The 23,524-nt window shown below is 63.7% G+C and carries 11 protein-coding genes; 10 read left to right on the top strand and 1 reads right to left on the bottom strand.

All coding sequences use genetic code 11. From position 1 onward, the window contains the following. The 9 genes from K206_RS37305 to K206_RS0101620 all read left to right on the top strand — a co-directional run. Positions 1-865: tripartite tricarboxylate transporter substrate-binding protein (locus tag K206_RS37305; protein ID WP_020200667.1), on the top strand; the 865-nt coding region annotated here is incomplete at its 5' end. A 46-nt stretch (positions 866-911) separates the two neighbouring features. Beyond that, positions 912-1,901, top strand: coding sequence for a tripartite tricarboxylate transporter substrate binding protein (locus tag K206_RS0101650; protein ID WP_020200666.1), 990 nt, complete (start codon positions 912-914; stop codon positions 1,899-1,901). 40 nt (positions 1,902-1,941) lie between these two features. Continuing rightward, positions 1,942-3,105 (top strand): iron-containing alcohol dehydrogenase, encoded by a 1,164-nt coding sequence (locus K206_RS0101645; protein WP_043365039.1) that lies wholly within the window; start codon positions 1,942-1,944, stop codon positions 3,103-3,105. Between the two features lie 19 nt (positions 3,106-3,124). After that, positions 3,125-4,141: a substrate-binding domain-containing protein gene (locus K206_RS0101640; protein ID WP_020200664.1), complete on the top strand. Its 1,017-nt coding sequence runs from the start codon at positions 3,125-3,127 to the stop codon at positions 4,139-4,141. A 663-nt stretch (positions 4,142-4,804) separates the two neighbouring features. Further along, complete coding sequence (locus tag K206_RS0101630; protein ID WP_196812828.1) at positions 4,805-15,730, top strand: hemagglutinin repeat-containing protein; 10,926 nt, start codon at positions 4,805-4,807, stop codon at positions 15,728-15,730. Next, positions 15,727-16,119 carry a hypothetical protein gene (locus K206_RS42535; RefSeq protein WP_155887906.1) on the top strand — a complete coding sequence of 131 codons (393 nt, stop codon included), beginning with the start codon at positions 15,727-15,729 and terminating at the stop codon, positions 16,117-16,119. Before K206_RS0101630 ends, K206_RS42535 begins: the two co-directional genes overlap by 4 nt. Positions 16,120-17,098: 979 nt before the next feature. Beyond that, on the top strand, positions 17,099-17,443 hold the full coding sequence (locus K206_RS42530; protein ID WP_155887905.1) for a DUF596 domain-containing protein: 345 nt from the start codon (positions 17,099-17,101) through the stop codon (positions 17,441-17,443). Between the two features lie 731 nt (positions 17,444-18,174). Then, positions 18,175-19,872, top strand: coding sequence for a ShlB/FhaC/HecB family hemolysin secretion/activation protein (locus K206_RS0101625; protein WP_369796856.1), 1,698 nt, complete (start codon positions 18,175-18,177; stop codon positions 19,870-19,872). Between the two features lie 375 nt (positions 19,873-20,247). Beyond that, entirely contained in the window at positions 20,248-21,195 is a 948-nt protein-coding gene (locus K206_RS0101620) for a cupin (RefSeq protein ID WP_029043109.1), read from the top strand. A gap of 115 nt (positions 21,196-21,310) precedes the next feature. On the opposite strand, the gene K206_RS0101615 is transcribed toward K206_RS0101620, so the two are convergent. After that, positions 21,311-22,255, bottom strand: coding sequence for a LysR family transcriptional regulator (locus tag K206_RS0101615; protein ID WP_020200659.1), 945 nt, complete (start codon positions 22,253-22,255; stop codon positions 21,311-21,313). A gap of 210 nt (positions 22,256-22,465) precedes the next feature. Here K206_RS0101615 and K206_RS0101610 point away from each other — a divergent pair, with 210 nt between their 5' ends. Then, positions 22,466-23,473 carry a LacI family DNA-binding transcriptional regulator gene (locus K206_RS0101610; protein ID WP_020200658.1) on the top strand — a complete coding sequence of 336 codons (1,008 nt, stop codon included), beginning with the start codon at positions 22,466-22,468 and terminating at the stop codon, positions 23,471-23,473. Positions 23,474-23,524: the final 51 nt, after the last annotated feature.

The following is a 23,524-nucleotide window of genomic DNA, read 5'->3' as shown; positions in this document are numbered from 1 at the left end:
GGGCGGGCCCACCGACATTCTCGGGCGCGTCATCGCCGAGGGCATGGCGCGCGATCTCGGCCAGCCCGTGGTCGTCGAGAACCTGCCCGGCGCGGGCGGCACGCTCGGCACGGCCCGCGCGGTACGCGCCGCGCCGGACGGCTACACGCTGGTGATCGGCAATGTTGGCACGCTGGCCGCCAACGCCACGCTGTACAAGTCGCTGTCCTACAACGTGCTGAAAGACCTGATCCCGCTCGCCTCGGTCGGCGACGCGCCGCAGGTCATCACGGCGCGCAAGGATTTTCCGGCGACGGGTCTCGATCAGTTCGCCGCCTACGCGCGCCAGAACGCCGGCAAGATGAACGCGGGCGCGGCCGGCGTGGGCTCCGGCTCGTTCCTTGGCAGCGTGCTGGTGAATGCCAGGCTTGGCGTCAACGTCAATATCGCCAACTACCGCGGCGCGGGCCTGGCGCTCAACGATGTGGCCGCCGGCCACATCGACTACCTGGTGGACAGCACCACCACGTCCACCAGCTTCATCAAGTCGGGCATGGTCAAGGGCGTCGTCGTGCTGCGCCCCAGGCGGATCAGTGCGCTGCCCGACGTGCCGGCCGCCGGCGAGTCGGGCATCAAGGACCTGAACTACGACATCTGGAACATGGTCCTCGCGCCGAAGGGCACGCCGGCCCCGGTGGTGGCGCGACTCAACAAGGCACTGCGCAGCGCGGTGCGCGACCCGCAGACCCAGGCGCGGCTCGCGCCGGCCGGCGTGGAAGTGCCGGCCGAGCGCCAGCAGACGCCGGAAGGCGCGGCCGAGCTGCTGGCCGGCTCGGTGGCCACCTGGCGCACGCTGCTGTCCGGGCTCAACGTCACACTCGATTAGCATCCCCGGCCACAGGCCGAAACATAAGAAATTCTGGAGACAGACCATGATGCATTCCCTCAAGAAGATCGCGCGCACGGCAGGCGCATTCGTTGCGCTGGCCGCTGCGGCAGGTGTCGCGGCAAGTCCGGCCGTCGCCGCCGACTGGCCGACCAAGCCCATCACCATCGTGGCGCCGTTCACGCCCGGCGGCACCACCGACATCGTGGCGCGTGCGATCGCGGCGCAGTTGCAGCGCGAACTCGGACAAGCGGTGATGGTGGACAACCGCCCCGGCGCGGGCGGCACGCTCGGCGCCGCGATGGTGGCGCGCGCGCAGCCCGACGGCTACACGCTGCTGCTGGCGAACGTGGGCCACGCGGCGGCGCCGGCGCTCTACAAGAACCTGCCCTACGACTTCGAAAAGGACATGACGCAGATCACGACCGTCGCGGTCGTGCCGAACGTGCTGATCGTGCGCAAGTCGCTGCCGGTCAACAACGTCAAGGAACTGATTGCCTACATGAAGGAGCATCACGCCGAGGCGACTTACGGCTCGGCCGGCATCGGCACCACGCAGCACCTGTCCGCCGAGCTGCTGAAGAAGCAGGCGTCGTTCGATGCCGTGCACGTACCGTACAAGGGCGCCTCGCCGATGATGACCGACATCATCGGCGGCCGCGTGACCTTCGCGCTCGATTCCGCCGCCTCGGCCAACGCCCAGCTTGCCGGCGGCAACATCAAGGCGCTGGCGGTGACCACCGCGCAGCGCACGCGCTTCCTGCCGAACGTGCCGACGCTGAGCGAATCCGGCGTGCCGGGCTATCAGATGAGCACGTGGTACAGCCTCGCCGCGCCGCGCAACCTGGCCGCGCCGATCCGCGACCGCATCTACCAGGCCGTGGTGGCCAGCATGAAGGATCCCGCCATGCAAAGCACGCTGCAAGGCATGGCGGCGGAGCCGGGCGGCATGGCGCCGGCCGCGCTGACCACGTTCGTGCATGCGGAAACCAAGCGCTGGACGACCATCGCCGCTGGCTTCTCCGCGGCCGACTGATCGATCCCCATCGATTCCCTGTCGATTCGACTATCTTTTCATGTCCATTACCGATATCTCCACCTTCTTTTGCCCGACTCGCATCTACATGGGCGCCGGGTCCCATGAAAAAATCGCCACCATCGTGCGCGATCGTGGCTGCAAGCGCGTGTTCATCGCGGTGGATGCCGCGCTGCTCGCCAGCGATTTCTACGGGCGCGTGGCCGCGCTGCTGGAGCGCGAGGGCGTGGCCATCGCCACCTACTCGGAGATCGAACCCGACCCGAGCGCGCATACCGTGGCGCGCGCGCTGGAGGTCTGCCGCGCGCACGAGGCCACGGCCATCATCGCCATCGGCGGCGGCAGCACCATCGACGTGGCCAAGGCGGTCGGCATCGTGCTCGCCAACGGCGGCCGCATCCATGACTACGAGGGCATCGAGGCATTCTCGATCGCGCCGCCGCCGCTGATCGCGATTCCGACCACGGCGGGCACGGGCTCGGAGGTATCGGGCTCCTGCGTCATCACGGATACGGAAAAGAACCTCAAGATGTCGATCCGCCATGCCGCGCTCAACCCGGCGGCATTCGCGATCCTCGATCCGCTGGCGCTGCGCACCGTGCCGGGCCACGTGGCGGCGCACTCCGGCATCGATGCCTTCGTCCATGCGTTCGAGTCGTACATCTCGCGCCAGTCCAACCTGATCACCGACGCCATCAATATCCAGGCGATCGAACTGCTGGCGGGGAACATCCGCCAGTTCGTGGCCGACCGGGAGAACCTGGAGGCCGCCACCAACATGCTGTGTGGCTCGGCGCTGGCCGGCATCACGTTCGGGCAGACCGGCCTGGGGAACGTGCACTGCATGGCGCGTTTCGTCGGTGCGGAGTTCCACCTGTCGCACGGGTTGTCCAATGCGCTGTGCCTGCCGGCGGTGGCGCGCTTCAACCTGATCGCCAATCCCGCCAAGTATGCGAAGGTGGCGGCCGCAATGGGACGGCCCGTGCAAGGGCTGCCGGTGCTCGACGCCGCGCGCATGGCGGTGGAAGCCATCGAGGCGCTTTGCGCGGACCTTGGCATCCCGCGCCGCCTGCGCGACGCGGGCGTGACCGGGGACAAGCTGGAGGGGATGGCGGAGTTGTGCGTGCAGGCCAACTATAATCGCTGGAATCCCCGGAAGACGACCCTTGCCGATTTCCGGAATCTGTTCCAAGAAGCCTTTTGATTCTGATCCGGAAGCCGATTTGACCAAGCGCGTGACTGTCCATGACGTCGCCCGCGCGGCGGGCGTCGCGATAGCGACCGTCTCGCGCGTGGCGAACGGGGTGCCTACCGTGGCGGAGGACGTGCGCGTGCGCGTCCAGGCCGCCATCGACGAACTGGGATGGAAGCCCAGCGTGGCGGCGCAGAGCATGCGGGGCGTGTCCGCGCGCATGATCGGCTTCATCTTCTCCGACATCCGCAACCCGATCTATTCGGCGATGGTCAAGGGTGCCGAAGGCATCCTCAGCGAACACGGCTACATGATCATGGTGGCCAGCAGCGACGGCAGCAGCGAGCGCGAACTCGCGCTGCTCGACCTGTTCCGGCAACGTGGCGCCGACGGCGTCATCTTCGCGGTGCAGGACGAATCCAACGGCAAGGTGCTGGCCAACATCCGCTCCGGCAACCTGCCCGTGGTGCTGCTCGAGCGCGAACTCGACGCCCCGGTCAATGCCGTCGGCGCCGATCACCTCAGCGGCACCCGGCGCGCCGCCGAATACCTGATCAGCCTGGGGCACCGCCGCATCGCCATGATCACCGGCGGCAGCGGCACGCGCGTGGCGCGCGACCGCCTGCTGGGTTTGCAGCAGGCCCACGACCAGGCCGGCCTGGCCGTGGATCCGCAACTGCTGCGGCTCGACAGCTTCTCGACCGAATACGCATACCGGGAAATGCAGATGCTGCTGAGCCTGCCGGAGCCGCCCACCGCGGCGATCGTGCTCGGCATGCCGCTGCTGTCCGGCGTGCTCCCGGCCATCCGCATCAGCAATCGCCGCATTCCCGAGGATATTTCGCTGATCGCCTCGAACGACAGCGAACTCGCCCAACTGGCCACCCCGCCAGTCTCCGTGATCCGCTATGACGCCCACGCGCTCGGCAACGAAGCCGCGCGCATACTGCTGCGGCAGTTGAAGGGCGAGGTGCCGCCTGACCGGATCCGCATCCAGATTCCGACGGAGCTGGTCCTGCGCGGGTCGTGCGCGCCGCCGGGGGGATGATTCGGGTCTTTCTCGTGCGCGTAATGACTCGGCAGCCGTTGGCGCATCTTTGGGAATGGCTTCGTGACCGGCTTACGCCACGTATCTTCTACGATGATCCGAAATCTTTGTGCGCGCGCGCTTCTTGTCACTGCGGTGATGATCCATTAGCAGGAATATAGGTTTCCGCGAAACGCTCGCTTTTTTCGGCCTTATTGCCGGGAATGCCGATGCTGACGCCCTGCTTATGCTTGTGCAACTCATTACTAATAGCCCTTTAAAGATAATTTTTTAGGCTTTATAAGTTATGTAAAAATCTGATTTAAGAGATTTTCAGATCAGGGCGGCAGGGGGGCTATGGGATGCATCGCTCCTGGATCAAATCCATTCACTTTCCTTATCCGGCGCGGCAGTGCGGGCGATCTCGGTTGCGGGCGCAACAAATCTGTGAGGATTATCAGAGTTCACCTAGTTATAAAGGGGGGTATCAGCGCTTTGTACCGTACATTAAGCTGCGCGCAGTTTTTTGTTGTTACAAAAGGTTACAGCTGTAGTTGCGCGCGGTAGGACGGTGTTTGCCCCTAGGTTGCTGCGGATCTCAGCGCGTTGCCGCTAGACACGCCAGCTTCCCGGGTTGCCATGAATCGTCTTTGTTACCGCATTGTCTTCAATCGCACACGCGCCATGCTCATGGCCGTGGCGGAAACCGCTTGCAGCACGGGGACCGGCAGGGCCGCCGCCTCGCCGGCGGGAGGAACAGCGAAGACGAACTCCGGCGCAACCCGGATTGGTATCCCGGCGATCCAGCTTGCGGTGTGGGCCTGCATGGGACTGCCGATGGTGGCCGGCGCACAGATCGTGGCCGACCCGAACGCCGGCGCCAATCGCCCGGGCGTGATCCAGACCGCCAATGGTCTCCCGCAGGTCAATATCACGCGGCCCTCCTCGGCAGGGGTGTCGGTGAACCACTACACGCAGTTCGACGTCAACCGGCCCGGGGCGATCCTCAACAACTCGCCGGTGATCACAACCACGCAGCAGGCTGGCTACATCAACGGCAACCCCAATCTGCTGCCTGGGGGCTCGGCACGGATCATCGTCAACCAGGTCAACAGCACGTCACCGAGCCAGCTGCGCGGCTACCTCGAAGTGGCCGGGGGACGGGCCGATGTGGTGATTGCCAATCCAAACGGACTGCTGGTCGACGGCGCAGGCTTCATCAACACCAGCCGCGTGACGCTGACCACCGGCACGCCCGTCTACGGCGGCAGTGGCAGCCTGGATGCCTTCCGTGTGACCGGCGGCCAGATCAGCGTCGAGGGCGCCGGCCTCAATGCTGCGAGCACCGACCAGGTGGACCTGATCGCGCGTGCGGTCAAGGCCAATGCCGCGATCTATGCGAACAGGCTCAACGTGGTGGCCGGCGCGAACCAGGTCGACTACAACGCGCTGTCAGCTGGCGCGATCGCTGGCAACGGACCGGCCCCGGCGGTCGGCATCGACGTGAGCGAGCTGGGCGGCATGTACGCCAACAAGATCCTGCTGGCGTCAACGGAGCTTGGTGTCGGGGTCTCGAATCGGGGTGTGCTGGCGGCGCAGGCCGGCGAGCTGACGCTGACCGCGCAAGGCAAGCTCGTACTGGCCGGCCAGACGAACACCATCGGCAATCTCGCGGTCTCGGCACGCGACGGCATCGACAATAGCGGCACGACGTATTCGGCCGGTGCTGCCTCGCTTCGCACCGACGGCGCATTCTCCAACGGTGGCACGCTGGCGGCGCAACAGTCGCTTGGCATCCAAGCGCAGAGTGTGGCATCGACGGGCACACTCGCGGCTGGTTTGAACCCGGATGGCACGCCGGGCCCGGCAGCCGACCTGACGGTGAGCGCAACCGGGGCCGTGTCTGCCACAGGCCGGAACCTGGCAAGCGGGAACGCCACAATCCAGGGCGCCAGTGTCAGCCTGGCAGGCAGCCAGACCGCGACAAATGGCAATCTGGGCCTCACCGCAAGCGCCGGCAATCTCGATCTGACGGGGGCGACGGCTGCCGCGGGCGCGGCCCTGGTCGTCAATGCGCAGGGGGCGCTCGTCAACGACCGGGGCCAGATGTCCAGTGGCGCGGCCACCAGCCTGAGCGCCGGCAGCCTGTCCAACCAGGGTGGCCAGATCGTGTCGCAGGGCGCCACGACGATTCAATCGGCGGGCGCAGTCAACAATATGCAGGGCACGGTCCAGGCGGGCGGTGCGCTCACGGCCACGGCCGCATCGGTGGACAACACGGCCGGGCGCATGGTGTCGCTCAATGCGGATGGCCTGTCGATCCAGACGGCCGGCATGCTCATCAATACGGCTGGCACCACCGCCAGCGGCGCCCAAGGCGGCGTCATTGGCGGCAACGGGAACCTGCGATTGACCGCTAGTGACCTGATCAATCACGGCCAGGTCAACGCGCAGGGCGATGCCACGGTGCATGCCGCCTCGCTCAACAACGACACCGGGACGCTCAGCGCGGGTGGCGCGCTCACGGCAACCGCCGCTGGCGGCATGAGCAGCCGTCAAGGCGTGGTATCGGGGAGCAGCGTCGCTGTCGCCGCCCAGTCGCTCGACAATACTGCTGGCCAGATCGAAGGCGGTCAGCTTGCCATCCAGGCGACGGGCGACCTGATCAACCAGGGCGGCAGCCTGAAGCAGTACGGTCAGGCCGATACCACCATCACCGCAGGCGGCAAGCTGGACAACACGGGAGGCACCATTGCCGCCAATGGCCAGAACCTGACGGTCAATGCGGGCAGCCTGACCAACGACGGTGGCCAGGTCTCCCACGCCGGTGCAGGGACGCTGGCGATGGCCAGTCAAGGTCCAGTCATCAACGCGGGCGGTGTCATCCAGACCAACGGCGCGCTGACCGCACAGCTCGGATCGCTTGACGGCGCCGGCGGCACCGTATCGGCTCAGAAGGCGCTGGCGCTCACGGTACAAGGCGCGGTGGACAATACCAGCGCGACCCTGCATGCGGGCGATGGACTCACCCTGCAAGCTGCGGGCGCACTGACCAACGCGGGCGGGCGCATCGAGTCCGCCAGTGCGGATGGAGCGTTGTCCGTGTCGGCCGCAAGCGTTGACAACACCGGCGGACGCATCGCCAATGCGGGCGATGGCCTGACCCAGGTCACGGCGCGGCAGCAGATCCTGAATGCACCCGGTGCAACATCTGCGGCGGGGCTCATTGGCGGCAATGGCGCGCTGGCGCTGAATGCAGGCACATCCATCGTCAATCAGGGGGTGATATCCGCCCGGGATGACGCAACCCTCAACGCTCAAACCATCGCCAACGACACCGGCAGCTTGACCGCCGGTGGGGTGCTGTCGTTGGCCAGCACCGGGACAACGAGCAATCGTGGCGGTTTCATCTCGGCGGCGACCACGACGCTGGGCGCGGCTTCCCTGGACAACACAGATGGCTGGCTCGATGGCGACAGCGTCAACGTCTCGACCGCAGGAGACCTGTCCAACCGTGGGGGCACGATCAAGCAGTACGGTCAGAATGACACAATCGTTACCGCCGGCGCCAAGCTCGACAATACGGGCGGCATCATCGCGGCCAATGGCGCCAATTTGACCATTGGCGCCGGCACCCTGGTCAATGACAGCGGGTCGGTGGCGCACGCGGGCACCGGTACGCTGGCAGTGGCAAGCCAGGGAACCCTCGCCAATGCCGCGGGCGCGATCCAGACCAACGGTAGCCTGCAGGCGCAGGCCACGACGCTCGACAACAGTCAGGGCACGATCACCGCCCAGGGTACGGCGACTGCAATCACGAGCGGCAATCTCGGCAACCGGCAAGGCAGCATATACGGCCAGACCGGACTCACACTAGCCAGCGGTGGCACCGTGGACAATACCGCCGGCTCGGCACAGACCGCCGGCAACCTCGCCGCGGTCGCGACCGGGGCCGTGGTCAACCAGGGCGGCAAGCTGGCGGCCAATGGCCTTCATGGGGAGGTCAACATCTCGGCCACCAGCGTTGACAATACTCGGGGCCTGCTGGTCAACGCCGGCGATGGCGTGACGACCGTGACGGCGACGAATGCATTCACCAACACCGCGGGCAAGCTCGGCGGCAACGGTGATGTCACCATCGGTGCGCAGGCGCTGGCCAACAACACCGATGGCGCCGCGGGTGGGCTGGTGGCGGCAGGTGGCGCACTCGCCCTGAACATCACGTCGCAGCTCGACAATCGTGGTGGCACGCTATATGGCCAGGGCCTGACGCTCAACCAGGCTGGCGCGACGTTCAACAACGCCGGTGGCCAGGTATTGGGTAGCACGGACGTCAAGCTCAATGTGGCATCCCTGTCCAACCTGGGCGGCGCGGTGAAGGCGAACCAGGATGTCGTCGTGGGCGGTGCCGTGTCCGGCAGCGGGACAATGATCGCCGGGCGCGACCTGACGCTGAACGTGGCCGGGGATTACACCAACGATGCGAGCAATCTGCTGCGCGCCAACAGGGATATGCGGGTCGCCGCCAGCGGCACGCTCGCCAATACCGCGACCTTGGCGGCGGCAGGCGCCCTGACTGTCTCCGGGGCCAATGTGGTAAACGCAGCCGGCGCCGATATCAACTCTGCCAATACCACCGTCACGGCCAGCAACATCGTGTCGAATACCGGACGCATCGAGGGTGATGCAGTCCTGATCGGCAGCCCGACGGTGGTCAACACCGGCACGGTGATCGGCAACAACGTCCAGGCACAGGGAACGGACATCGTCAACAATGGTGCGGCGGCGCTGATGGCGGCGGTCCAGAACCTGAAGCTCTACGCGACCAACTCCGTCCAGAACCTCGAGGGGGCTACGCTCTACAGCGCGGGCAACCTGCAAATCGCCCGTGATGGCACGCGCGACTCCAACACGGGACTGCTGGCCAACCAGGTCAATACGCTCATCAATCGCTCGGCCAACATCGAGGCCGATGGCGATATCGACATCGCCGCCAATCAGGTCAGCAACACGCGAACGAGCATCGTGACCACGCCTGGCACGCCCGTGCAGACTGCCGTCCAGACACTCACGCTCTGGCAAGCGGGACTCATTGACATCGACCTGAACTCGCATTCCAGCGTCACCTTCCCCGGCTGGAACTGGAGTGCGCAGAACGCGCAGATCAGCACACCGCAAACCAACGCGCTGCGCGCGCCAGTCACGGTGACCGTGGACAAGTCGACGGTGACGAGCCTGAACACCACCAGCCAGACGCTGTCCTTCACGCAATCCCCGATCGAGGAATACAACGGCATGCCGACGGGGGCGAACTGTGATCCGAGTACGCTGATCTGCACGCGCCCGCTGACAGTCAATCCGACACAGTACTACCAGTCGATCACGGACAACGGTACGACCTACAGCATTACGTTCTGGCCTGACTGGGACCCGAACGTCAATATCCGCCCGGATCTGGTGCGGCAGGCGAACTTCGGGCACGACTACAACGAGATCTCCCGCACCACCGTCACCATGACGGCAACGGACCAGCTCGTCAGCGCCACTGATCCGGCGAAGATCCAGGCGGGCGGCAGCATCCGCATCAATAGCAATGGCGGCAATATCCTGAACCAGTCCTCGACCATGGCGGCGGGCGGAAATCTGGTCCGGGTGGCAGCCAATGGCGGGGTTCAGGATGTCGGTACGGTGCTTCAGCAAACGGTGACGACCGAGGACACCTCGACTTTCTACTGGCACCAGCGTACCGGCGGCAGCCAGGACATACAAGTTGTGGCGCTCCCCGGCGAGCCGCAGGCGCCAACTACGGTGATGGCGCTGCCCGCCATTGCCACGGCCAATCAGACGGTGCAGACCACGGCCCAGAACGTGACCGTGGCATCGGTCAATGCCGTGGGTGCGGCCGTCACCGGTAGCAGTGTCACGGGGGGAGGTGCAAGCGGCACGCAGCTGGCGGGCGTCTCCGGTAGCGCGGGCGGCGCGGCTGCGGTCAGTGCGGGCGGGGCTAGCACGGTGACAGGTGTGACCGGGCAAGCCCGGCCCGCGCAGACGCTCGGGACGGCCAGCGGCGGGATCCCGAACCTGAAACTGCCGACCAACGGCCTCTATACCATCCGCACGACGCCGGGCGACACGTACCTCGTCGCCACGGACCCGCGCTTCACGCAGTACACGAACTTCATCTCCAGCGACTATATGCTCAACGCGTTGGGGCTCGATCCGCAGAAGACGCAGAAGCGCCTCGGCGATGGCTTCTACGAGGAGAAGCTGATCCGCGATCAGGTCACGCAGTTGACGGGCAGGACGTTCCTGGCGGGCTACACCGACCAGCTCGAAGAGTACAAGGCGCTGATGAACAATGGCGTCACCTATGCCAAGACCTTCAACCTGACGCCGGGTGTGGGCCTGACCGACGAGCAGATGCGCCAGCTCACCACCGATATGGTGTGGATGGTGTCGCAGGACGTGACGTTGCCCGATGGCACGACACAATCGGTGCTGGTGCCGAAGGTGTATCTGGCACAAGGCAACGGCGTGGACCTGCAGTCAACGGGCGCGCTGGTCGCCGGCAATGCCGTGTCAATCAATGCTGCCGGCAACGTGGAGAACAGCGGAACGATCGTCGGTGACATCGCCACGCAGGTGGTGGGTACCGATATCGTCAATCGGGGCAGCATCGGAGGCACGGGTACGACCGTGGTGAGCGCAACGCAGGACGTGCGCAACCTGGGCGGCCGCATTGGCGGACAGGATGTGGTGGTCGCCGCCGGTCGCGATGTCGTCAATGAATCGCAGACGATCACGAATACCACCGTGCTTGCCAACGGCAATAGCGCGAGCGCCACCGGGATTGGCGCGGTGGCGTCGATCTCGGGGACGAACAATGTGGCCGTGATGGCCGGGCGCGACCTGACGTCGACGGGCGCCACGCTCGGCGCCGGCAACGACCTCGCGCTGGGCGCGGGCCGGGACATGCGCTTCGGTACCGTGGCGACGGGCACCACCCAGGATGCCACCGCGCATGGCGGACAGGACTATCTGCACGACCAGACCGTCGTCAATCAGGGCAGTACCATACAGGCCGGCCAAAGCGTCACCGCCGTCGCCGGCCGAGACATGACGCTGACGAACACCAACGTCCAGTCGGGTGCCAACGCGGCGCTGGTTGCCGGGCAGAACGTTGCCATCGTCAATGCGACCGATGCGCATACGCACAGCGAAGCGGCGCAATCGAACCGGCAGCAATCGAGCTACACCCAATCGTCGTATGACGAAACGGTGCAGGGCAGCAACGTCCAGGCGGGCCGCAATGTCTCGATCGGCGCGGGGCAATCCACGCTGGCCGCCATGGCTCTCGCGGCGAACGGCATTACTGCGGCGTCGACGACCGGGTCGGGCAGCGTCGCGATCACGGGTAGCGCCGTGTCCGCAGGTAATGACGGCAAGGGCGGCGGCACGCTGGCGGTTGTGGCAACGGACGGCGTGACAGTGAGCGAAGCCCGCGAGGTACACGATGCCGCGTCGGAGAGCCGCACCCGCAGCAGCGGTTTCCTTTCGCGCAGCTCCACGCACGACCAGAGCAGCAGCCATGAGGACCTGGGCGTGGGTAGCACGCTCGCGGGCGATAGCGTTGGGCTGAAGGCCAACAACGACGTCACGATCCGTCAGAGTGCGGTCATTGGCTCGGATGCAGTGAACCTCCAGTCCACCCAGGGCAACGTGCTGATCACGGCGGGCCAGAACGTGCGGGAATCCAGCGTCTCGCACGAGGAATCGAAGTCTGGCGTGTCCGCCTTCGCGGGAGCCGGCGGCATCGGCGTGTCGGTGGGCAGCAGCGGCGGCAGCGCAAGCGGCCATGTGCTGGCGGTGACGCAGAGCGACGCGCGCTCGACGGTCGGGGCGACCGATGGCAACGTGACCATCCTGGCCGGCCAGGATGCCACCGTCATCGGCAGCGACGTGATCGCGGGCCGCAAGGGCGGCAACGAGGATGTCGGCCATATCGACATCCTGACGAAGAACGTGACGATCGCCGAGGGCATCGACCGCATCGCGCGGGAATCGAGCGCCAGCAGCCGGTCGAGCGGCCTGTCGGTGGCGCTGGTGGGCACCCCGCTGGATACGGCCAACAATCTGCGGGATGCGCAGCAGAGCCCGAGCGGTGTGACGCGCGCGAAGCAGACGCTGAGCGAGCTTGGCGCCGCGGCCGGTACCACGCCGCAGGTCGCCATATCGTTCAGCAACAGCAAGAGCAGCAGCCAGTCGTCGAGCGTGGCCACTATCAGCAGCGGCAGCAGCCTGAGCGGCGCGGGCGACGTTCGCGTGCGGGCCACCGGCAACGGCGAGACCGATGCCAACGGGCGCGCATTGGACGGGAACATTCTCGTCTCGGGCAGCACCATCAGCGCCGGCCAGGCCGCGGTGCTGGACGCCGCACGCGACGTGGCGCTGCGGGCTTCCACCGATACCTACACCGAGTCCAACAGCGCCACCAGCAGCGGCTGGAAGATCAGCACCGCGACGCCCAGCCTGGGCGATATTGGCCGGCACATCGAGGGCGGTCCCAACAACAGCGGCGTGAGCATGGTGCCCTACGGCAGCCAGCGCGCCGATGCCAGTGGCGATCTGGCCAGCAGCCAGCAGAACGCAAGCGTCATCACCGGCAACACCGTGGGCGTGAAGGCGCGCACGGGCGACATCACCATCGCGGGCAGCGGCATTGCTGGCGAGGGCGACGTGACGCTGTCGGCGGCCAAGGGCAAGATCGACATCCTGTCCGGGCAGGACACGTTGTCGCAGCGTTCGGACAGCTCCAGCCGACAGATTGGCGACCTGGGCGGCACTGGCTATGCCGGCACCGTGGGGGTGCGCAGCGAATCGCACCACACCGACACCAACCAGGCGACGCAGAACACCATTCGCAGCCAGGTGGTCAGTCACACCGGAAACGTGGCGATGGTGGCCGGGGACGACATCACGGCGCGCGGCGCGGACATTGCGGCGGGCAATGACGTGACGATGATCGGCAAGAACGTCATCCTTGATCCGGGCACGGACTCGGCCAGCCAGAACGAAAGTCATCGCGTGAGCCAGTATGGCTCGACGCTCGCGCTATCGGGCTACACGGTGCAGGCGGCACAGGCCGTCGAGAATGCGGCCCGGGCCATCGAAGACGGCAAGGATGACCGGGTGGCGGCGCTCTACGGGGTGCAGGCGGGCCTGGCGCTTGCCAATGGTATCCAAGGCGTTCAGACCGTGACCAGCGGCGGTACCAGTCCGACCGCCGCGGTCAAGGTGACGGCGAGCATCGGCGGCGGTAGCCAGAGCAGCGAATCGCACATGCAGGCCAGCACCAACCAGGGCACGACCGTCAAGGCAGGCAACGCGGTCACCGTCATCGCCACCGGCTCCGGCTCCGGCCAGAAGGACGCCGAGGGCTACTCGACCGATGGCGACATCAGCGGGCGCGGCGTGCAGATCGAGGGCAAGACTGTGACCCTGAGCGCCGCGCGCGACGTGAACCTGGAGAGCGCGCAGGACCGTTCCAGCCTGGACAACCGCAGTTCGGGCAGCAATGCCAGTATTGGCGTGGGTTTTGGCCTCGGGGGCGATCAGAACGGCTTCACGCTGGAGCTGGCCGCGAGCCAGAACAAGGCCAAGGCCAACGGCGAGGCGGTGACCAACCACAATGCGCACGTGGTGGGCACGGATAAGGTGACCGTGGTCAGCGGCCGGGACACCAGCCTCAAGGGCGCGCAACTGATTGGCGACACCGTGGAGGGCACGGCGGGCCGGGACCTGAACATCGAGAGCCGTCCGGACACCGAGACGTACCACAGCAAGGAATCGTCGTCGGGCGTGCAGGCCAGCATCTGCGTACCGCCGTTCTGCTACGGCACCACGGTACATGCCAGCGGCAGTGTCACGCAGGGCAATACCGACAGCACCTATAGCTCGGTGCAGGAACAGAGCGGTATCTACGCGGGCCAGGGCGGGTTCAACGTCGACGTGAAGGGCAACACCGACCTGAAGGGTGGCATCCTGGCGAGCACGGCTGACCTGGCCAACAACCACCTCAAGACCGGGACACTGACCACCAGCGACATCGAGAACAAAGCCGAGTACAGCAGCGATTCGACCACGTTCGTCGCGAGCTACAGCGGCGGCAAGAGCGTGCAGGCCAGCGACCCGAACCTTGGGCCGGTGCAGCAGGCGCATGTGGATTGGGCGGGCAACGCGAACCTGCTGCAAAGCGGGGCCAACAGCCTCGCGGCCACCGCGGCGGGCAACGCGCAGAAGCCGATTGACGGCAATGCCGCAGGCGTCACCAAGAGCGCGATTGCGGCTGGCTCTGTCGAGATTACCGACAGCGCGGGCCAGCAGGCGAAGACGGGCAAGAGCGCCGACGAGACCGTTGCCAGTCTGAATCGCGACACGGCCAACGCCAACCAGAGCATCGACAAGATCTTTGATGCGCAGAAGGTGAAGGATCAGCGGAAGCTGAACCAGTTGCAGAGTCAGGTGGCACAGCAACTGGCGCCGATGGTGTATGACCAGGTCGGCATGTTGACGCGGGATCAACCGCCGGAAGTGAAGGTGGCGGTCCATACCGTCATCGGTGGCCTGCTGGCGCAAGCGATGGGTGGTAGCTTCGCGGCGGGAGCCGCTGGCGACGCGGTGGCCACCGCGGCAGCCGAACTGGTGGGCCAGCAGATCCTGAATAACCCGGACTTGCAGACACTGTCCGAGCAGGACCGCAAGGCGCTGGTGCAGATCGCGGGGACCATCGTGGCGGCGGGGGCTGGCGCTGCGGTGGGCGGTACGATACAGGATGCGGCGGCGGCGGGGGCAGCGGGGGGGCTGGGGACGCAATACAACTACCTCAACCACACTCAGAAGAAGGAACGCGCTGAAGCAACGACCGCCTGTAAGGACGCAGACTGCAAGAAGCAGGTGCAGGCTAAGTATGCTGCGGAGTGGGAGAAGAATCGGGCAAGCGTAGAGAATTGCTCAAGCCAGTCCGAGTGCCTTTCGGTCGCCCAAGGATTGCGAGAGGAACAGCAGGCTCAGGGGCAGCGCATGGCTGAGCTGCAAGCCAAAGGGCCGCTCAACTGGACCGAGGCTGAAAGCCTAGAATACACTGATTTGCGCTTTGGCGACGCCAGCTTGAATCGAATGCGCAGTGTCGCAATTGGCAATGCGAATCGATTGGCAGGAAACGACCCGCTTGATGTAACGGCTGTGGCCGATCTGGTTGCCGACATTGGAATCGGAGCGGCTTCTGGCTTCGGCGTCACCACAGGAAAGTACTCGCCGAATGTAGGTGCGGTCGGGAATATGAAGCAGTACCTTTCCAGCGATGGATTTGGGTCGGAACTGAGCGAATCGGTTCGAAAGACCTCGCAGCAATACCAAGGGCAGAGTATTTATAAAGCGACAAGTGATATTGGGGAAAATATTTCGCGAGGGGACCAGCTGTATTTAGATGGGTTGCACAAAGATCATATTGAGGTTTTCGACAGAAACGGAAAATTCAAGGCATCACTCAATCTCGATGGGACGATAAATGAGGCCAAAACAACATCAGGTCAAGGGAGGGTGATAAAGTGAGGCGAAATTTTGAGATTTTTAAATCACTATTATTAGATTTGGCAAAATCGAAAGGAATAACAGAGGATGATCTGGATGGATATGATGAGGCTAGGGACGAGTTCAATTGGCATATAAACTGGAAACGAAATCTTGACGATTGGTTTGAGATGAAGATGCAGCGAATTTGTGATGCCATTGAGCTTTATGAGGCGGCAACTAAGCAGGGGGACCTGTTGGCTGCACGCGCCGGCTTGCAGGACGTGCGATTAGCCACTCACGATCTGATGAATTTCTTCGATGATATTCGCGAGGATTTGATAAAGATTTCTTCAGATAGTAGATTCGGTTGGCCTGATTTTCCTGATGATTATAAGATTCCGGAGGTCTACAACTATTCAAAAAAATGATTTGAGGTCAATGATGAGAGAGGCGTCCATCAAAGATCGCAGCCTTAAGATTCACGTGCCTCACTTGCGATGGGGTAAGCGATTACGCTTGACTCTTGTGATCGCCAGGCTTCCTGTGGGTTTTGTGGGCGACTTGGTTAGTAGGTGCGATGCCGCGCCAGCCCGCATTGCATGCAGTTTCGTAGTATGTATCCGAACATTCAACTAAATATATTCATGAAATAATGAATGCATCTGACTCCTATTCTTCCTTGTGCAACTTGGTAAGGGGAATATTTAGTTCGGCTATTAGCGGGCACGGCCTGCGCCCATACCAATCGTTTTCGTATACCTACGATGAGATAGAAGGAGAATTCTCCAATGGGGAGTTCTCGCGACTTTACTTGCTAGTCGCGCTGTTCGTCTGCGCAAAGGAAGTCAGTCTCTCCTTGGATTATGAAGACCCCTTCACGCAGGATGTACTCTGCGAGCTTAAGAAGGCGGTCAAAGGATTTGAGGCGCAAAGCGGTGATGGCAAACCTTTCGACGACGATGACCTCGTCACCGATATAAGATCAGTTAGAGATACGTACTTGGCTAAGTTTGATCCTCTGTAGATTGATTTATTTGTTGCCATCTGCCGTGAATCAAGGATGTTCCCGCAGAGTGTCTATCCCATTCTGGACACCGCGTGTCGATTCTACCGTGCCACTGCATTGGCGCTTATCGCGAAACATGTAGACGGAACACACTGTGCGCGAATGTGCTGAGATATTTTTGACTGCTCTTCGTCAGAGCAAGGCGTTAGGTCGTCAGAATATTTTGGTACGGGGTTGCCGATCGCTCGCGACGCCGACCGTGTTCTCTTTCGTTCGAGTTCAGCAGTTGGTACATCAGGGGCACAGGCGAGATGGACAGTAGATGTGATCAACAACTCTTCGATACAATCCGTGGTATCTACGGCCGCGCGTGGAAATAAAGTTCCAATAGGAGTGTGTCGATGCTGTCCAATGCTCAGTATGAGTTCATCGCGGAGGGATGCGAGGATATGGAGCTAGATTCCATCTGGGATTATTTTTCGTCTCCGTTCGGGAGCCAATTTTTGCCGCACCGTTTGCAGTCATTTGAAGAAAGGCGCGATGGCTTTCTTTGGGTTTTGAATAGGTTAATTTCTGAAAAACGTATAATTTTGGTGGATCTGACGACGCATGCTTGTCTTCGGTGCAGCGCTGAAGCGCAACTTTATTTGTTTCGGAAAGCATTCCCATCGAATGACGCGGAAATGGACGGAGGGCTGTGGTTCTTCTCACCAGCCTGTCCTGGCGGTGCATCTTGGCAACGGTAGCATACCCACATCCCAGGCGCGCTTTCATGAGACGATGCACGCTAGTCGAATCATTTCTTGCTGCCGCATACTGGGGCACTTGAAAAGAAGGCATGGAGTCTTGTGCCACGAGAGTTCAGCGCTTCTTGAGTGAAGTTGCGACTTTGTCGCCTGACTTCACTGGTTGGCGAAAGAGGAGAGATTCCCGAAAGTAGGTACTTAGTGCTGATCGGCTTGCGGGAAGCTCCCTTGATTCACTGGTTGCCCTGCTGCCGAAAGGAAGGCATAAGAAAGACGTTGGTGGCGACGTCATTGAGGAACTGGGGTACTCCGTATCCGCCTGGAACGGAGGAACCAGCGAGCCGGTCTCTTTCGTGTCTATTTCATGCGGCATGTATTCCCCAAGTAGCTGGCTTGTCCAATGCTGTGGTGTTGCATTTGCCGAAACGATTTGAGATTGACTCGAACGATCAAGTGTGTCGCCTTCTTGGCGCATTTGTAGAAGCGTGGGAGCCGCGGTGGGCAATTTAGATATCCAAGGCAACTGAGTCGCCACAAGCCAGCTTCGCCTGCGTCGCGTTCTAGAGAAGCGTATCCGTCCTGGCTCCTTGTTGATCAAATCCATTTTCCGTTGTTTGAGCGGGTGCAAAGGCATCCGCCGGGTCTTCATTACTCCGATGTCTTTCAAACCGCTGCACATTGCAACTGCTGCATCACTCGCGATGGGTCTTTCGAGTATCCCGTCGCATGTGATGGCTCAGGTTCCACCCAGCCCAGGACAGGCCGCCGCGCTGTCTAATGCCGAACAAGATCAACGCACTCGCCAGCAGCAGGAAGCGCGCGAGCGTGCCGCGCTCGTGCAAAAGCCGACGGTCCGAGCCGAAGCGATTGCCCGCGCGGAGTTTCCTGCGCTGCCGACGGAGACGCCGTGCTTCCGTATCAGCCAGTTCTTGCTCGAAGTCCCACGGGATCTGCCCACAGATCTTCAGGCGCGCGGTGCGTCGGCGCTGCCGATGGATCCGTTTGCGTTTGCGCTGCAATGGCTCAATCACTATCAGGGCGAATGTGTCGGCCAGCAGGGCGTGGAGATGCTGGTCAAGGGTCTATCGCAGACGATCCTGTCGAGGGGTTATGTCACCACGCGGGTACTGGTGCCTCAGCAGGACCTGTCCTCCGGTGTGCTCAAACTGGCGTTGATTCCAGGGGTGATCGGAGAAATTCGCTTTGCGGAGCCGGATATCTGGGGCACGTGGAAGACCGCGTTCCCGACCTCCCGGGGTGAGCTGCTGAACCTGCGCGATCTTGAGCAGGGACTCGAGCAGATGAAGCGCGTGGTGAGCCAGGACGTCGATATGCAGATCGTGCCCACCTCTGTGCCGGGCCGCAGCGATGTCGTGATCGCGGTGAAACGCAACAAGCCCTGGACGCTGGTGGCCTCGGTCGATAACTCGGGCTCGCGCTCCACCGGAAAGTGGCAGGGCAACCTCAGCGTCGGCATCGACAACCCCCTGGGCCTGAACGACATGTTCAACATCGGCTACAACCAGGATCTGATGTTCAGCAACAAGGCGCACGGCACGCGGGGCTGGAATGGTTTCTATTCTGTGCCGTGGGGGTACTGGACGGCCACGCTGTCCGCCTATAGCAGCAATTACTTTCAGCAGATTGCCGGCGTCAATACGACGTTCGTTTCCAGCGGGCAATCAGAGACCGTCGACCTGAAGCTGCATCGCGTGCTGAGCCGGGGCCAGAACGATGTGTTCGGCATGCAGGTGCGCCTGACGCGTCGTTTCGGAAAGAGCTTCATCGAGGATACGGAGATCCCGCAGCAGCACCGGAACAACACGATGCTGGAATTTGGCTTCACGGATCGCCATTACTTCGGCCAGTCGCAGCTCGACGCCACGCTGGCATTCCGCCAGGGCATCGGCGCATTCGGTGCACAATCCGATGCGCTGGCCGCCGACGATGGCCCGACGTGGCGCTTCCGCATGATGGTGCTCGATGCCAACCTGTCCGTGCCGTTCAAGGTGGCCGACCAGCCGTTCCGGTATGTGACCACGCTACGCGGCCAGTTCACCAACGACCGACTCTATTACATCGATGACTTGACCATCGGCAGTCGCTATACCGTGCGTGGCTTCGATGGCGAAAACCAGCTCGCGGGCGAACGCGGGTTCTACTGGCGCAACGAACTGCAGGCGCCGCTCGGTGGAAGCGGGCAAGCATTCTATGTCGGGTTGGACTACGGTAGGGTGCATGGACCTTCCACGCAGGGCCTGGTTGGCACGCAACTGGCGGGCGCGGTCATCGGCATGCGGGGCGCTATCGGAACGCGGAAACTCGGAGGGGCTTCGTATGACGTGTTCTTGGGCACGCCCGTGTACAAGCCTGCTGCTTTCCATACAGCGGGTGTCACGGCTGGCGTCCAACTGACGTACCAATATTGAGTTGGACAATGGGGACGCACGAACCAGGAGAGAACGGCGGAACGCGCGCGAGAGAACGGGTCCGGCTGCTCGCCAAGCAGCCGTCCGGAGCAAGCAGATCGCTTTGGCCGGGCCCGAGCGCGACGACGGCTTCCTGCCTCCAGGCACCCGTTGGCGCAGCCGTGCGGCCAGACTATCCGCCAGCTTCCCGGAACGCCGCCCAGCTTCATCCCGTCTCCAGCCCGGTATGCCGTTCTCCGCAAAGGTGATTTCCCCGACGAGCGCTTCTGGCGAAGGGCGCGGATTCTTATAGTGGCTACCAGACGCTGGCGATGGCCGGCGGACTGTCCGGGGACGCCGGTTGTCGTTTCCCCGGACCTTTTTTGGGAGCTACTCATGCTGGACCGTACCGCAACTTCTACCTTGAACCTCGACGCGCCGGCGACTACCGAAGACGCCCGGTATTTCGAATACACGTCCTCGGCCAACCCGATCGGCGCGAAGCTCATTTCGCGCGTGCCATACCGCTCGTTCCCGGCGTCGCTGTATGACGGCGGGCCGACCCGCGTCGTGCCGCTCGACCTCGCGGCCGAGCTCGGCTGCGAGGGCCCGGCGACGGGCCCCGGCCTCTGCGCGAACTTCGTGCGGGTGCTGGCGGGCGAGAAGATTTCGCTTGAGCCGAACGCAACGTCGCTCGTCTTCTATGTCGTCGACGGCGCCGGCATCGCGTCGCAAGACAGCACGGGCCTGTGCTTTTCCAAGGGCGACTTCTTTACCTTTCCGGGCGGACAACGCGTGGAACTGGCCGCCGATTCGACGGCGCGTCTTTACTACGTCAACGACGCGCCGCTGCTCGCCTATCTTGGCGCGAGCGCGACCGTGCGGCGCTTCGTCCCGACCCTCTATCCGGCCACCCGTGCCGAGGAAGAGTTGCGCAAGGTGTTGAAGGCGCCGGGCGCCGGCCAGCGCAACCGCGTGAGCATCCTGCTCGGCAACGCCAACTTCCCGCAGACGCGCACCGTGACCCATACGATGTGGGCGATGTTCGGCGTGGTCGCGCCGAAGACGATGCAGAAGCCGCACCGCCACCAGTCGATCGCGCTGGACTTCATCTCGGAATGCCAGCCGGGCTGCTATACGCTGGTGGGCACGGAACTGGACGACCACGGCGATATCCGCAACCCGCAGCGGGTGGACTGGGAGCCCGGCATGGTGTTCGTCACGCCGCCGGGATACTGGCATGCGCACTTCAACGAGTCGTCCGAGAACGGCTACGTGATCCCTATCCAGGATGCCGGGCTGCAGACGTACCTGCGCGCGCTCGATATTCGATTCGCGCATTGATGCGCCGCCCGGCCGGGCGCGCGGCCCGGCGCGCAGCGACGCGCCACCAGCGACAGGCACGGGCCTGCCGCGCGGCAAGCCCGCATCGTGCATCGGTCCCGCGGGAGCGGGCTGGCTAGCTGCCGCCCCGGCCGTTCGGCGGGGCGTGTTCGTCTTCGTCCTTCAAGCGCTCGGCGAAGAAGTCCACGAAAGCACGCACCTTGGAGGAAACCACCTTCTTGGGCGGATAGACCGCCCAGATCGCCGGCGCGGGCTGGCCTGCTCCGGCCTGCCAGCCGGGGAGCAGGTGAACGAGCTCGCCGCGGGCGAGCTCCGTGCCGATACTCCATGCGGGCAGGAGCGCGATGCCGCACCCGGCTACCGCCAGGGCAATCAGGGCGTCGGTGTCGTCGGCCCTGACCTGGCCGACGACCGGAACCGCGCATTCCCTGGGTGTCTTGCCATCGGCACGGGCGAGAGTCCACTTGTCGTCGTGGGCGCGGGAAAAACGCAGCGCCGTGTGCCGGGTCAGGTCGCCGGGTTCCGAAGGCTCGCCATGCGCGGCGATGTATGCCGGGCTCGCGCAGACGATGCGCCGGTGCGAAGCGAGCCGCCGCGCGACCAGCCGGGAATCGGGCAGCACGCCGATTCTCAATGCGAGATCGATCTCTTCGTCGATAAGATTGATGACGTCATCCGTGAAGACGAGATCGACGCTGATGCGGGGATACTGCCCGATGAAGGCGGGCAGATGTCTGACCACGTGCTTGCGGCCGAACGACGTGGGCACGGTGACGCGCAGCATGCCTTGCGGCGAGGCGTTCAGGGACGACGCCATGCTGCGGGCTTCCTCCATCGCTTCCATCGCCACCATCGCGCGCTCGCGGAACACGCGCCCGCCCTCGGTCAGCACCAGGCCGCGCGTGGAGCGATTGAACAGGGCAATGCCGAGATCCGCCTCTAGCTCGGACACGTACCGGGAGACGGTCGATGTCTTCAGCGACATCTGCTGCGCGGTCTTGCTGAAGCTCTGGAGATCGCCGGCGAGGAGAAAGGCGCGGACGGCAGAGAAGTAATCCATGAGTCGGGGCGGTGGTATCGGGCGCCGGTGTCGGGGGCTTGTATCGGGCGCATCACGTCGCCCAATGTTACCCGCATCCGCTCGCCTCGGGCCCGTCGGAATTCCTCCAGTCGGTTGCCGCGGCGCCGCCAGTTTCGCATTTGGACTGGTTCCCGCGGCGTTCCATTAGAATCACAGGCGCCGACTACATCGCGACGCGAATCACGCAACATGAACAAGAGGCTTACCAGTATCGACATCGCTCGCCTGGCCGGTGTGTCCCAGACCACCGTGTCCCGCGTGCTGCAGGATCTGCCGTCGGTAAAGCCCGCGACGAAGGCGCGCGTCCTGAAGGTGATCCAGGACCACGAATATTCGCCGAGCGCGGCCGCGCGGCAGATGAAGACGCGCCGCAGCGGCACCGTCGCGGTGGTGGTCGCCAGCCTGTCGAATCCGCTGTACCCGCTGCTCCTGCAACTCCTGGTCGAGCGGCTCGCCAGCCGGGATTTTCGCACCACCGTCTGGGAGGTTGACGGAAAGATGGACGATGCGACCGTGCGCGCGCTTGCGGAAAGCGCGACGGACGGCGTGATCTTCGCCGCCGCGCTGGACGAATCCCGGGAGATGCTGAGCCGCGTCGCCGCCGAGAAGCCGATCATCCTGATCAACCGCTCGGTGGGGACGGACCTCTTCGACACCATCGTCAGCGACAACTATGCCGGCGGCCGGCGGGTCGCCGAGTACTTCCTGTCGGCGGGCCGGAGGTGCATCGGGCTGATTTCCGCCGATTCGGGCCGGGGCTCCAAGGCGAGCACGATTCGCGAGCGGGAGAGGGGGTTCATCGAGGGGCTGGGCGGCCAGTTCAACAGCCGCGCTTTCGTGCGTGCCGATGCCACCGACTTCGGCTACGAGTATGGACTGCGGGCGATGCAGACATTGCTCGCCGAGCGCCCCGAGCTTGACGCCGTGTTCTGCACCAACGACATCGTGGCGATCGGTGTCCTCGATGCTGCCAGGCGAACCGGGAAGCAGGTCCCCGACGATCTCTGGATCGTCGGATATGACGACATCCCGATGGCGCGATGGGATTGCATCAGTCTGAGCACCGTGCAGCAGCCGCTGCCCGTGATGGTCGAGCAGGTGGTGGAGCGGCTGGAGCAGCGCATGGCGGCACCGGAGCTTCCGCCGCACACGTTTGTGCTGCCGAACGACCTTGTGCTGCGCCGCACAACATCTTGAGGTTGGCAACCGCTTTTTTTTCTATAAAATGACTACGTAACCATATGGGTT

The sequence above is a fragment of the Cupriavidus sp. WS genome (assembly GCF_000395345.1).
GTDB classification, from domain to species: Bacteria; Pseudomonadota; Gammaproteobacteria; order Burkholderiales; family Burkholderiaceae; genus Cupriavidus; species Cupriavidus basilensis_B.
This window is presented reverse-complemented; position numbering and strand designations above follow the sequence as displayed.

Excerpts from the sequence above, each read along its gene's own strand:
- K206_RS0101650 (WP_020200666.1), top strand. The coding sequence starts at position 912 with ATGATGCATTCCCTCAAGAAGATCGCGCGCACGGCAGGCGCATTCGTT.
- K206_RS0101645 (WP_043365039.1), top strand. The coding sequence starts at position 1,942 with ATGTCCATTACCGATATCTCCACCTTCTTTTGCCCGACTCGCATCTAC.
- K206_RS0101630 (WP_196812828.1), top strand. The coding sequence starts at position 4,805 with ATGCTCATGGCCGTGGCGGAAACCGCTTGCAGCACGGGGACCGGCAGG.
- K206_RS42530 (WP_155887905.1), top strand. The coding sequence starts at position 17,099 with ATGCTGTCCAATGCTCAGTATGAGTTCATCGCGGAGGGATGCGAGGAT.
- K206_RS0101625 (WP_369796856.1), top strand. The coding sequence starts at position 18,175 with ATGGCTCAGGTTCCACCCAGCCCAGGACAGGCCGCCGCGCTGTCTAAT.
- K206_RS0101620 (WP_029043109.1), top strand. The coding sequence starts at position 20,248 with ATGCTGGACCGTACCGCAACTTCTACCTTGAACCTCGACGCGCCGGCG.
- K206_RS0101615 (WP_020200659.1), bottom strand. The coding sequence starts at position 22,255 with ATGGATTACTTCTCTGCCGTCCGCGCCTTTCTCCTCGCCGGCGATCTC.
- K206_RS0101610 (WP_020200658.1), top strand. The coding sequence starts at position 22,466 with ATGAACAAGAGGCTTACCAGTATCGACATCGCTCGCCTGGCCGGTGTG.